15 protein-coding genes are annotated in these 11,919 nt (G+C 71.9%); 12 read left to right on the top strand and 3 right to left on the bottom strand.

Annotated elements, in window-relative coordinates:
• The first annotated feature begins 120 nt into the window (after positions 1-120).
• Genes CP969_RS30280 through CP969_RS30270 form a run of 3 tightly spaced genes read left to right on the top strand, consistent with a single transcriptional unit; the run spans position 121 to position 3,827 of the window.
• On the top strand, positions 121-1,695 hold the full coding sequence (locus tag CP969_RS30280; RefSeq protein ID WP_016823985.1) for an IucA/IucC family protein: 1,575 nt from the start codon (positions 121-123) through the stop codon (positions 1,693-1,695).
• 45 nt (positions 1,696-1,740) lie between these two features.
• Positions 1,741-3,015, top strand: a complete 1,275-nt coding sequence (locus CP969_RS30275) for a VWA domain-containing protein (RefSeq protein WP_004981429.1) — start codon at positions 1,741-1,743, stop codon at positions 3,013-3,015.
• On the top strand, positions 3,015-3,827 hold the full coding sequence (locus CP969_RS30270; protein ID WP_016823987.1) for a hypothetical protein: 813 nt from the start codon (positions 3,015-3,017) through the stop codon (positions 3,825-3,827). The genes CP969_RS30275 and CP969_RS30270 overlap by 1 nt, the downstream gene beginning before the upstream one ends.
• 88 nt (positions 3,828-3,915) lie before the next feature.
• Here the strand turns inward: CP969_RS30270 and CP969_RS30265 are convergent, their stop codons facing one another.
• Entirely contained in the window at positions 3,916-4,542 is a 627-nt protein-coding gene (locus CP969_RS30265) for a winged helix-turn-helix transcriptional regulator (RefSeq protein WP_016823988.1), read from the bottom strand.
• 89 nt (positions 4,543-4,631) lie between these two features.
• Between CP969_RS30265 and CP969_RS30260 the strand changes: the two genes are divergently transcribed.
• Together CP969_RS30260 and CP969_RS30255 are read left to right on the top strand one after the other, a co-directional pair.
• On the top strand, positions 4,632-5,840 hold the full coding sequence (locus CP969_RS30260) for a pyridoxal phosphate-dependent aminotransferase (RefSeq protein WP_016823989.1): 1,209 nt from the start codon (positions 4,632-4,634) through the stop codon (positions 5,838-5,840).
• Between the two features lie 65 nt (positions 5,841-5,905).
• Positions 5,906-6,232: a hypothetical protein gene (locus tag CP969_RS30255; RefSeq protein WP_004981440.1), complete on the top strand. Its 327-nt coding sequence runs from the start codon at positions 5,906-5,908 to the stop codon at positions 6,230-6,232.
• 101 nt (positions 6,233-6,333) lie between these two features.
• On the opposite strand, the gene CP969_RS30250 is transcribed toward CP969_RS30255, so the two are convergent.
• Entirely contained in the window at positions 6,334-6,789 is a 456-nt protein-coding gene (locus CP969_RS30250; RefSeq protein ID WP_016823990.1) for an ATP-binding protein, read from the bottom strand.
• Between the two features lie 157 nt (positions 6,790-6,946).
• On the opposite strand from CP969_RS30250, the gene CP969_RS30245 reads away from it, so the two are divergent.
• The 4 genes from CP969_RS30245 to CP969_RS30230 are packed head-to-tail and all read left to right on the top strand — an operon-like array spanning position 6,947 to position 9,075.
• Positions 6,947-7,777 (top strand): helix-turn-helix domain-containing protein, encoded by an 831-nt coding sequence (locus CP969_RS30245; protein ID WP_016823992.1) that lies wholly within the window; start codon positions 6,947-6,949, stop codon positions 7,775-7,777.
• The gene (locus CP969_RS30240; protein WP_026084763.1) at positions 7,774-7,971 is read left to right on the top strand and encodes a DUF397 domain-containing protein; all 198 of its coding nucleotides are present in this window, start codon (positions 7,774-7,776) and stop codon (positions 7,969-7,971) included. Before CP969_RS30245 ends, CP969_RS30240 begins: the two co-directional genes overlap by 4 nt.
• Positions 7,968-8,594, top strand: coding sequence for a hypothetical protein (locus tag CP969_RS30235; protein ID WP_016823996.1), 627 nt, complete (start codon positions 7,968-7,970; stop codon positions 8,592-8,594). Before CP969_RS30240 ends, CP969_RS30235 begins: the two co-directional genes overlap by 4 nt.
• 58 nt (positions 8,595-8,652) lie before the next feature.
• Entirely contained in the window at positions 8,653-9,075 is a 423-nt protein-coding gene (locus CP969_RS30230; protein WP_004981448.1) for an acyl-CoA thioesterase, read from the top strand.
• A 111-nt stretch (positions 9,076-9,186) separates the two neighbouring features.
• Here the strand turns inward: CP969_RS30230 and CP969_RS30225 are convergent, their stop codons facing one another.
• Positions 9,187-9,987, bottom strand: coding sequence for a formate/nitrite transporter family protein (locus CP969_RS30225; protein WP_026084764.1), 801 nt, complete (start codon positions 9,985-9,987; stop codon positions 9,187-9,189).
• Positions 9,988-10,291: 304 nt separating this feature from the next.
• Here CP969_RS30225 and CP969_RS30220 point away from each other — a divergent pair, with 304 nt between their 5' ends.
• The 3 genes from CP969_RS30220 (at position 10,292) to CP969_RS34695 (ending at position 11,763) form a co-directional block, all read left to right on the top strand.
• Positions 10,292-10,963, top strand: coding sequence for a formylglycine-generating enzyme family protein (locus tag CP969_RS30220; RefSeq protein ID WP_016824000.1), 672 nt, complete (start codon positions 10,292-10,294; stop codon positions 10,961-10,963).
• Positions 10,964-11,046: 83 nt separating this feature from the next.
• The gene (locus CP969_RS30215) at positions 11,047-11,325 is read left to right on the top strand and encodes a hypothetical protein (protein WP_016824002.1); all 279 of its coding nucleotides are present in this window, start codon (positions 11,047-11,049) and stop codon (positions 11,323-11,325) included.
• Positions 11,326-11,688: 363 nt separating this feature from the next.
• The gene (locus CP969_RS34695) at positions 11,689-11,763 is read left to right on the top strand and encodes a 50S ribosomal protein bL37 (RefSeq protein ID WP_109542219.1); all 75 of its coding nucleotides are present in this window, start codon (positions 11,689-11,691) and stop codon (positions 11,761-11,763) included.
• The last annotated feature ends 156 nt before the right edge of the window (positions 11,764-11,919 follow it).

Here is an 11,919-nt window from a genome sequence, read left to right as displayed (position 1 = left end):
CCACGCGTTCCACTGGTTCCCTACGGTCTGTCCGGGTGCGGGCGATCAGTATGTCCGTCGTCCGTGTCCGTCGTCGTCCGCCCTTTCGGCCCACCGTGTGCGTACCCGAGGAGCCCGCCCGTGCACCGTCCCCCCACCGCCGAGACCGAGGTCGCCGAGGAGCTGGCCGCCGTACGGCCCGGTCTCGTGCCCCGTTACGCGGACGCGCTGCCCGGGGCCCGCGCGGCCGTGCTGACCCGGCTGTGGCGCGGTCTCGCGCACGAGCCGCTGCCGTGGGTCGCCCGCCGCGAACCGGGCCGCGACGGGCTCGTCCTGCGCCTGGCGGACGGGCGGCGGCTGCACGGCCCGCGGGCGGACCCGTACGCGACCGGCGCGTACGTCACCGCCGTACGGCTCGAGGGGGCGGTGTACGACGATCCGGCACGGCTGATGGCGGACCTCGCCGTACCGCACTCGGCGGCCTTCGCGGCCGAACTCGGTCACAGCACCGCCTCGTTGGCGCTCTCGCGGGCCGGGCAGCAGGATCACCCGAAGGAGTGGCCGCACCACGACTGGGAGTGGGAGCAGCGGGTGGTCGACGGGCATCCGTTCCATCCCACCTGCCGTTCCCGGCCGGGCTTCTCGGTGGCCGACCAGCTCGCCTACGCGCCGGAGCACGGGCCGCTCGTGGAGCTGGTCCCGCTGCCGGTCCCGGCCGGGGAGTGCCTGGTGACCGGGGTCTGGCCGGACCGGCTGCGGGACGGGGGCCGGGTGGTGATCCCGGTGCATCCGTGGCAGGCGGCGCACGTGCTGAAGCGGAAGGAGCCCGGAACGGAGCCCTGGACGGTGCCCGGAACGGAGCCCTGGACGATGCTCGGGCCGGGCCCCGGGGGGGAGGAACGGCTCGTGGCGCATCCGCTGATGGCGCTGCGCACCCTCGCGCTGCCCGGCGGGCCGCACGTCAAGACCGCGCTGAGCGCCCGTCTGACGTCCTCGGTCCGGGACATCTCGCTCGGTTCGGTCGCCGCGTCGGCGGTGCTGTCGGACTTCGGGGAGGCGGTGGCGGCGCGCACGGACGGGCTGCTGCACGTCACCCGCGCCCTGGGCGCCGTGGCCGCCGGGTCCCCCGACCTCGCGGCCGTCCTGCGCGAGTCGCCCCGGGCGTACGCGGCGGCCGGGGAGCGGGTGCTGCCGGTGGCGGCCCTGGCGACCACCGGGCTGCCCCGCTCGGAGGTCTGGCTGGCCGGGTTCGCCCGTCTCGCCCTGACGGTCGGGCTGCGGCTGCTGGAGCTGGGGGCGGCCCTGGAGGCGCACGGCCAGAACCTCCTGGTGGTGCTGTCGCCGGACGGTGAGCCGCTGCGGCTGGTCTACCGCGACCTGGCCGACATCCGGGTGGGACCGGCCCGCCTGGCGCGGCACGGCCTCCCCCTTCCCGAGCTGCCCGCGCGCATGGTCACGGACGACGAACGGGTCCTGCGGCGCAAGCTGTTCGGCTCCCTGGTGGCGGGCGCGCTGGCGGGGACGGCGGGGTCGGGCCCGGCACTGCGGGCGGCCCTGGAGAGGGCCGTACGGGATCTGCCGCGCACCCCGGACCTGACCGCGCTGCTCGGTGAGCCCCTGCCCGCGAAGGCGCTGACGCTGATGCGGCTGTCGCCGGGGACCACCGGGGACCAGTGGACGGAACTGCCCAATCCCCTTCGGACCGAGCCCATGTGATCACCCGTTTTGGAGGGTGGTGCATCCGATCAATAGGCTCCTCCGATGATCACAAGAAAACGGCCGGTGGCAGGCGTCTGCGTCCTGCTCGCCGCGCTGACGGCCGGGCTCGTCGCCTTCCCGGCCGGTGCGGCAGCCGATGAACCCACGGGCCGGGACGCGCCCAAGGTCAACCTCCTCCTCGATGTCAGCGGTTCGATGCGGGCCCGGGACATCGACGGCCAGTCCCGGATGGCGGCGGCGAAGCAGGCGTTCAACGAGGTGCTGGACGCGACGCCGAAGGAGGTGGAACTGGGCATCCGCACCCTCGGGGCGAACTACGCCGGCGACGACCGCAAGGAGGGCTGCAAGGACACCGCGCAGCTCTACCCGGTCGGCCCGCTGGACCGCACCGAGGCCAAGGCGGCGGTGGCCACCCTGACCCCGACCGGCTGGACCCCGATCGGCCCGTCCCTGCTGAAGGCGGCCGACGACCTCGAGGGCGGCAACGGCTCCAAGCGCATCGTGCTGATCAGCGACGGCGAGGACACCTGCGCGCCGCTCGACCCGTGCGAGGTGGCCCGGGAGATCGCCGCCAAGGGCATCGGCCTGACCATCGACACCCTGGGCCTGGTGCCGAACGCCAAGCTGAGCCGGCAGCTCAGCTGCATCGCCGAGGCGACCGGCGGGACCTACGCCTCGGTCGAGCACCAGGACGAACTCACCGACCGAGTCAACGAGTTGGTGGACCGCGCGGCCGAACCGGTGGTGACGCCGGTCGCCACCGAGGGCGCCGACTCGTGTGCGAAGGCGCCGACGCTGAAGTCCGGCCTCTACACCGACCGCGAGGAGTTCGGGCAGCAGCGCTGGTACCGCGTGGACGTGCTGCCGGGCCAGGAACTGCGCGCCTCGGTGAGCGTCGGGGCCGACCGCGCCATGAACCCGAACCACGGCGTGCTGCTGCGGGCCGTCACGGTGCACGGCCGGGAGATCGTGCGCGGCGAGGCGGCCGGCAACGGCCGCACCGACGTCCTCTCCACCGGCCTGCGCTACCCCAAGCCCGAGCGGGAGGACGACGACGGCAAGCCGGCGGCCGAGACGGTGTGCCTGGCGGTCACCCACTCCTTCTCGGCGGGCGCCGGGGTCAAGACCACGCCCGGTCTGCCGCTGGAGCTGACCGTCGACGTCGTGGACGGTCCGGACGGGGCGAGCGACGTGGCCTCCTTCGGCCTGGGCCGGGGCTGGTGGCTGCTCGGCACGCTGGTCCTGGCCGGTTTCCTCGCCGGTCTCCTCTGGGGCTGGCTGTCACGCTGGCGGTTCGCGGTCTGGAGGACGAACTGATGCGCATCACACGGGTGCTGGGCGCCGCGCTGCTGGCGCTCGGCCTGGCCGCGGCCCCCGCGGCGGCCGACTCCACGCCCTCGCCGGGCGCGTCCGACGACGACGGTGCGCCGACCCGCGCGGGGACGTCGTTCCGCACCGCCACGGAGATCGAGCAGGGGCAGACGGCCACCGCGCGCGCCTCCGCCGGTGACTACCTGTACTGGTCGTTCCCGGCGGACGCCGAGCAGCGCCCCACCGTCCGCGCGAAGGTGAAGCTGCCCGAGACCCACGCCGCCCAGACCTGGCAGATCGACGTGTACGACGGTCTGCGCCGCCGCCAGGCCTGCCAGTACGGCGCGCAGACCCGCACCGCCGGGGCGGGCACCGCCTCGGTGGAGCTGACGTGCGTGCTGCGCACGGTCCGCGCCTGGTCGGAGCCGTGGGGCAACGACCCGCTGCCCGGCACGTACTACGTCCGGCTCACGACGGTGCGGCTGTCGACCGCCGACCTGGGGCAGCCGGTGGAAGCCGAACTCCGGGTCGAGTCCAAGGACGTCGGCGGTGCGGCGGCGGTGGACGGCGCGCTGGCGGAGCCGCTGGTGCCGGGCATCGCGATGCGGACCGAGGCGGAGGAGAAGGACGCCGAGGAGGGCTCCGACTTCCCCGTGCTGGCCGGTCTGGAGCCCGAGGACGGCTGGTCCTCCGGCTGGTGGTCCGACCGCTGGGTGTGGACGGCGGTGGGCGGTGCGCTGGCCGCGCTGGCGGGTGTCGGCGGGTACCGGCTGACCCGCGGGTCCGGGCGTCCGTCCCGGGTGCCGCCGGGCGCGTGACGCTCGTTCGGAAGGTCCGAAAGGCCCGGAAGGCCCGCCCCGTGCGGGCCTTCCGTCTTTCCTCGCCCCGCTTTTTCCGTCCCTCCGCTCACGCCTCCCGCAGGGCCTTGGCGAGCGTGCCGTCGCCGGTCACCTCGATCCGGCCGGCCCGCACCGCGGCGGCGACCGTCGACTCGCCCCGGCCGATCGCCGTGCACGTGCCGGTGTCGAGGACCAGTCGGGCGTCGGGGTCCCGGGGGGCGGGCCCGTCGCCGTACACGGGACCGTCCCCGGCTCCGACGCGCAGGTGGAACGTCCCCTCCTCCAGCAGGACTTCGACCAGTCCCTCCCCCTCCAGCGCCCGCAGCAGGGGCAGCGCGAACCAGTGCGCCCGCACCGCGTCCGTGGGCCGCCGCTCCCCCAGCCCCGCCTGCCCCCAGGTGCCGAGGGCCTGGAGCACGGGCAGCAGTTCACTTCCCCGGGCGGTGAGTTCGTACACGTACGCCGCGCCGGGCGGAGGCAGGCGCCGCCGGGCCGTCAACCCGTCGCGCTCCATGTCCTTCAGCCGCGAGGCCAGCACGTCCGTGCTGACGCCGGGCAGGTCCGCGTGCAGGTCGGTGTAGCGCCGCGGGCCGGCGAGGAGTTCCCGGACGATCAGCAGGGTCCAGCGGTCGCCGACGGCGTCGAGCGCGCGGGCGACGGAACAGTACTGGTCGTAGCTTCGGCGAGGTGACATGCGGCGCAGTCTAGACATGTTGTTGGACTTTCCAAGCTCCCACTTGGTAAAACCAAGTGACACCAGACGGGCACGAGGGGAAGCGGCGCATGGAGTTCCGGCAGTCGAGCAAGCTCAGCGAGGTCTGCTACGAGATCCGCGGTCCGGTCATCGAGCACGCCGACGCGCTGGAGGAGGCGGGGCACAGCGTGCTGCGCCTGAACACCGGCAACCCGGCCCTGTTCGGTTTCGAGGCGCCGGAGGAGATCCTCCAGGACATGATCCGGATGCTCCCGCAGGCGCACGGCTACACCGACTCGCGGGGCGTCCTCTCCGCCCGCCGCGCGGTGGCCCAGCGCTACCAGACCCTGGGCCTGGAGGTCGACGTGGACGACGTCTTCCTCGGCAACGGCGTCTCCGAGCTGGTGTCCATGGCCGTGCAGGCCCTGCTGGAGGACGGCGACGAAATCCTCGTCCCCGCCCCGGACTTCCCCCTCTGGACGGCGGTGACCACCCTCGCCGGCGGCAAGGCGGTCCACTACCTGTGCGACGAGCAGGCCGACTGGTACCCGGACCTGGACGACATGGCGGCGAAGATCACGGACCGCACCAAGGCCGTGGTCATCATCAACCCCAACAACCCCACCGGCGCGGTCTACCCGAAGGAAGTCGTCGAGGGCATCCTCGACCTGGCCCGCCGGCACGGCCTGATGGTCCTCGCCGACGAGATCTACGACCAGATCCTCTACGACGACGCCGTGCACCACTCGGCCGCCGCCCTCGCCCCCGACCTGGTGGTCCTCACCTTCTGCGGCCTGTCCAAGACGTACCGCGTGGCGGGCTTCCGCTCCGGCTGGCTGGTGGTCACCGGCCCCAAGCAGCACGCCAAGGACTACCTGGAGGGCCTGACCATGCTGGCCTCCATGCGGCTGTGCGCCAACGCCCCCGCCCAGTACGCCATCCAGGCCGCGCTCGGCGGACGGCAGTCCATCCGCGAGCTGACCGCGCCCGGCGGGCGGCTGCGCGAACAGCGGGACGTGGCCTGGGAGAAGCTGAACGAGATCCCCGGCGTGAGCTGCGTGAAGCCGAAGGGCGCGCTGTACGCGTTCCCGCGCCTGGACCCCAAGGTGCACAGGATCCACGACGACGAGAAGTTCGTCCTGGACCTGCTGCTGCGGGAGAAGATCCAGGTGGTCCAGGGCACCGGCTTCAACTGGCCCTCCCCCGACCACTTCCGCATCCTCACCCTCCCCCGCGCAGACGACCTGGAGGCGGCGATCGGCCGGATCGGCCGCTTCCTGGGCGGCTACCGACAGTAGGCGGTCCCCGGCCCCACGGCCGCCGTCCGGAACCGGCCAGCGGCCCACCGGCGTCCCAAAAGATCATGACGGACAACAGCAAGGGCTGCGCGGCCCTCCTCTGGGCGGCGGTCGGCGGCATCACCGCCGTGCTCGCCTGGGCACCGAGGGCACGGGTCAGCATCCACGGCGGCTTCGAGGCCATGCACCGCGACCTGAGCGTCCTCTACGTCGACCTCCCGCTCATCGCCGTCGGCGGCGCGCTCGTCCCGCTCGCCGTGTGGCTGCTCACCCTGCGCGCGCTGCGCCGCCCGTGGCTCGCGACCGTCCTCACCGCGACCGCCCTGACCCTCGGCATCTGGGGGCTCCTGGCCTGGTGGACGCCGTACGAGCAGCCGGAGTTCATGGGTTAGCGTCCCACGGGGGCGGGACGGCGGTCGCCCGCGAGGAGGGCGTCACCGGGCGACCGGCCGGATGCCGACCCCGGATCGCCGACCTCCGGCCCGAGGCACCCTCAGCCCAGGACGACCTCGCACCACACCGTCTTGGTGTACGGGTCGCCGCAGGTGGTGCCCCAGTGCGTCGCCAGCGCCTCCACGAGGAGCAGGCCCCGGCCCGACTCCTGCTCCGGTGCCGCGGGGGCGAGCGTGCCGGGTGCCGGGGGGCGGCGGTCCGGGCGGGCGTCGGTGAGTTCGATACGGAGCGTGGCGTCCTCCGGGTGGAGGGTCAGGCGGAGCCTGAAGTCACGCCCCCGCACACGGCCGTGCACCGCCGCGTTCGCGGCGAGTTCGCCCACCAGCAGGGCCGCCGTGCGGTTGGCCTCGCTGTCGTACGGCCAGCCCCAGGAAGCGAGTTGCTCGGCCGACAGGTGACGGGCGAGGCGCGCGCCCCTGGCGGTGGCCGAGAGGCGGATGCCGAAGTGGCGGGTAGGGCCGGTGTGTTCGCCGGCGGACACGATCTCGACGTTCATGTCACTCAGCGTGGCCGATCGGACCGACTCCGGAGAGTCACGAAGGCGGTACGCGTCACCACCGTACGGGAGCTGTCCGGCCCTGTCCGGGCCGCGACGCGTGACGCCCCGCACCGACGGCGAGTTGAGCACGGGAGGCACAGGGAGGTGCGGGGACATGAGCGTGGAGCCTTACGGTGCGGACGAGGAGTCGGCGGCCGTCCTGCGGACCGTCGGCAGGATCATCAAGATGTGCCGGGAGCGGGAGGGCATGACCCAGGCCGGCCTCGGAACGGCCATCGGATACAGCGAGGAGCAGGTGTCCTCCGTCGAACGGGGACGGCGGGCGCCGATGGAGCCGTTCCTCGACGCGGCGGACCGGGTGCTGGACGCGGGCGGCCTGATCTCGGGGTTGAAGAAGGAGGTGGAGAAGGCCCGGTTCCCGAAGAAGGTACGAGACCTGGCCAAGCTGGAGGCGGAGGCCGTGGAGATCTGCGCCTACGACAACTCCGTCGTCAACGGGCTGTTGCAGACCGAGGAATACCTGCGGGCGGTGTTCGGGTCGCGACGGCCCGCCTTCTCCGAGGACGAGGTGAACGAGCTGGTCGCCGCACGACTGTCCCGTCAGGAGATCATCGAGGGGACGCAGCCGAGCACGGCTTTCAGCTTCGTGCATGACGAGGCTGCGCTGCGGCGGCCGGTTGGGGGCAAGATGGTCTTGCGTCGACAACTCGAACGACTGTTGGAGGTCGGGCAGATGCGCAACGTCGAGATCCAGGTGTTGCCACTGACCTCCGAGGACAACGCCGGTCTCGACGGCCCCTTCCACCTGCTGCGGTTGAGGGAGGGCGTCACAGTGGGACACAGCGACATTCAGCTTGTCAGCCGGTTGATCTCGGACCGCAGGGAGATCCAGATCCTGGAACTGCGCTATGGGATCATCCGGGCCCAGGCCCTCGCTCCGCGGGAGTCGCTGGCCTACGTCGACAAACTACTGGGAGAGACATGAGCCTGACACCCTTGGCCGAGTTGCAGTGGTTCAAGAGCAGCCACAGCAACCCCGATGGCGCTGCCTGCGTCGAGGTCGCCACCACGGCGGACACCGTCCACGTACGGGACTCGAAGCAGATACCCGGTCCCCACCTCACCTTCTCCCCCCACCAGTGGGCCGCGTTCCTGCCCTACGCCTCCGGACACCGATGACCCGACCGCTCACCGCCGCGCAACGGCGCCTCATCGAGGCCGCCGACCCCGCCACCGGGCGGCTGAAGGGCACACCGGCGCAGCTCGCGGCGCTGGTGAAGCGCGGGCTGGCCTTCCGGCATCCGAGGCCGCCGCACGACCACTTCCTGACGCCCGCGGGCCGTCGGACACGGGAGGCGGAGCCCGAACCGGCCGAGCCGGAGACGCCCGCCGCCACCGGGGTGTTCGCCGCACGGGTGGGCGGCGAGGAACCGTTGCCCGGGGCCGGGGCGGCCCGGCTCCGGGAGGTGCGCAGCGCCTGGGAGGGCATGCTGGAGCTGCGCCGGATGACCAACCCCGACGGCGCCACCGACCGGCCCTGCGGCTGGGAGCGCTCGCACCTCGTGCAGGCCGCCGCGCTCGCCCTGGAGGCGGCCGGGCACGCCCCGGCGGTGGGGGACGCCGAGGGCGGCTATCGGGTGCGGGCGACCCCGCAGCCGGAGGCGGTCGCCGTGCACGAGCCGGACGGCGAGGCGCTGCGGGCCTGCGCGGCCACCCTGGAGCGGGCCGGTTGGCAGGTCGGGGAGTACACGGAGCCGAGGACGCGGGCGCGCTACCTGCTGGCCTCTCCGCGCCGGGTGTGACGGGCGTGCCAGGATCGGGGGGCAGGGCGACGAACCGAGCAGATGCGAGGAATGTGCGATGAGCGAGCCGTTCTCCGTCCGGGTGACCGTGCGCGGGTACGAGACCGACGTACAGGGGCACCTCAACCAGGCCGTGTACCTCAACTACGCCGAGCACGCGCGCTGGTCGCTGCTCCAGGAGGCGGGCATCACCCAGACCGGACTCATCGCGCGGGGTGTGGGACCGGTCGCGCTGGAGACCACCATCCGCTACCGGCGGGAACTCCTCGCCGGCGACGAGGTCGACGTGAGCTGCGCCTTCGTCTGGAGCGGGGGCAAGACCTTCGGCATCGAGCAGACCATCACCAAGTCCGACGGCACGGTGGCGGCCGAACTCACGGGGGTCGGCGGCATCCTGGACCTCGAACGGCGCAAGCTGGTCGCGAACCCGCAGGACATCTTCCGCGCACTGGCGAAGGACCCCGGCCTGTTCGGTCTGTAGGCGGAAGGCCCGGCAATCCCGGTCTGGACGCGCGGAGTCGATGTGGGTGACGATGGGGAGGAAACGCATCGTCGCCCGCCCCGGTCCGTGCGCCGGCGGGCCGAACGATGGTCAGCCAGCCGAGGGGGCGTCGTCGCTCAGCACCGGGGCACTGCGCACGAGGCGCAGTGACGTCGTCAGCAGGAGGCCGCCGACGACGTTGCCGAGGACCGCCCAGGCCAGCCATCCCAGCCAGTCTGCGTAACCGTAGGCCGTCCTGCCGGTGTGCAGGCCGGCGAACGCGATCAGGGAGTCCAGGACCGAGTGCCACAGCCCGAGTCCCGCCAGGACGAACGCGGTGGCGATCGATGCGATGAGCTTCCCGGTCATGGACTCGGTGCCGTGGTGCATACGGGTCATGAGCGTGATGACACCGCCGCCCAGCACAGAGATGCAGAAGGTGCCCAGTGTGTACCCTCCGTTGACGAAATGCGCGCCCATAGCAGCCGCGGTGCGGTGCAGGTCCGGGTAAGCCTGCATGACCAGCCAGGTGAACACCCATCCACCGATCAGGTTCATCACCAGGACCGTCACCCACATCCGCACCAGGTCGAGCCAGGTGGCCGCGCCGGCGATCACGGTGGCGACGGGCACCAGGAAGCCCTCCGTGAACAGCTCGCTGTGACCGAGCAGCAAAGCGATGAGCCCCACGGAGAAGGCCAGTCCGGCCAGGAGTTCACTGCCGGTCTCGTGCCGCACGAACAGCAGCGTCATGACGCCGACACCCACATCGATCCCGCCCAGCAGCGAGGTGGCCACCAATGACGTCCAGGTGCGGTGCAACCGTGGCCGCCCCTCGGCCACGATCCGTTCCGCCGCTTCGGCGACTCGCCGCTCCCCGGGCCCTTGCATGATCTGGTCGTCTGGTTGCATGACGGCTCCTCCGGTCTCGCGTCACCATGGGAACGTGCCGCCGGCCTCGCGGCAGAGGCGTTCCCGGAGAGATCTTCGGTGGGGCCGCCCCCTGATTCCGTCACCCACGCCGTCCGACTCGGTGCAGTTCACGGCACCGGTCGTTCCGCCCCCGTGGAATCGAGTCGCCTTGCCGGGAGCGGAGCGGGGGCGGCTGCTAGCGTCCGGCACCATGTGGGCTCAAGAGATCGTGGCCGGCCGACCGGCTTGGCGGCACACCCCCTCCGGAGTGGTCTTCCGGGCCGTTCCCGGTGGGACATTCCGGATGGGCCTGTCCGACGCGGAGCTGGACGCCGTTCGTGCCATCGAGCGGGCCGAGGGCGCCGATGACGACCTCGAAGCGTTCTTCGCCGGTGCCGTCCGAGCCCGGCCGGTGCGAGAAGTGCGGGTCGAGCCGTTCCTGATCGCCCGGCATCCGCTCACGGTGGCGCAGGTACGGCACTGGCTGCCCGAGTACGAGGACAGCTTCGCCGAGTCGGCTTCGAGCACGGCCCGGTTCGAGGACGACGTGGACGACCTGCTGGGAACGTTGCCGTTCCGGCTGCCCAGCGAGGCGGAATGGGAGTACGCGGCCCGGGCGGGCACGACCACCCTGACCTTCCGCGGGGACGGGAGGCCGGACGAGGACCAGGTGCTCGACGACTTCGCCGACGAGGAGCGCACCGCCGCGGCCGAGAACGCCTTCGGGCTGGCGGCGATGGGATCGGCCAACGAAATCTGCGCCGACGTGTGGATCCCGCACTTCACGGAGGCGCCGGCGGACGCACGCCCCCGCACCGGGGACGGACCGCGGGTGGTGCGAGGAGGGGCCGGCGACCTATACCCGTGGCAGGGCTGCGATGAGTGGCTGCTGTTGCTCTCCGCCACCCGCGACGAGCTCCAGGACTTCACCGCGGTCCGTCCGGCAGCACCTGTGCCGACCAGTCAGGGAACATGATCGGCTCAGAAGGGGACGCGGTGCCTCCTCATGTCCCGGCAGACGGCGGCCCTGCTGTCAGAGGGGTCGACCAGGTTGCGGGGATGACCGCCATGGATCCGCTTGTGCCAGCCCTTGCAGGGCTGGTTGTCGACGCCGTCTGGTTCCTCGAGAGCTGCGATGACGACGAAGTCGATCCCGACTCCGCGGTGAAGATGATGGAAGGTGTGGGCGGGGAACTGCTGAGACTGCCTCTGGACCAGCGCAACCGGCTCTTGCAGGTGCTCGCCGACTTGGCTGAAGCAGAACAGGACGCCGCACGACGGGAGTTCTTGGAGTCGTTTCCCTCCGCCTGTGGTCTGGTCGAGGAACAGGAAGAATGAGCCCGACGTCGGCTGAGAGAGCACCGCTTTGGAAGTTCGATCCCGATGGGCAACGGCCTGCCGTTACCCGCCCGCGACCGACGCTTCCCGGCCCTCTTCCGACCGCCTGGGTTCAGCGTCGTCCGGCGACGTTGATGTCAGCGGCTGATGTCAGATTCTCCGGCTGCACGCCAGGGACAGCACCAGGCCGCGCAGTCGTACAGCGCCACTCACCACGGTCTCCCCTACCTGGCTGATCAGGACGCCCACAGCGGAGAGAACAAACCCAAGCACGAGGGCCCGCGGCACCGCTGATGCGGACGTCTCGGGCCGAATCTAGACTGGCGGACGCACGGAAGGCCCCGAATTAGGGAGATGTGCACCATGTCCAAACGAGGGAACAAGCGACGCGGCCGTAAGAAGAAGAAGGCCAACCACGGCAAGCGTCCCAACGCCTGACCAACCGAGCAGACGACCGAGGGGTCCCGTGTCTTCGCCGCCCGGACTGAGGCGGAGGAGTTCTTGAGGCCTGGGCGCCTTTCCAGAGCTGGAAGGATGTTCGAGCCCGCGCGCACGGCTCCGGAGTGATTGCGTCGATCGAGCCATGCATCCTCT

Source organism: Streptomyces viridosporus T7A (genome assembly GCF_008704515.1).
Lineage (GTDB): Bacteria > Actinomycetota > Actinomycetes > Streptomycetales > Streptomycetaceae > Streptomyces > Streptomyces viridosporus.
The sequence above is the reverse complement of the archived record's forward strand: the minus strand, read 5'-3'. Positions and strand labels throughout refer to the sequence as shown.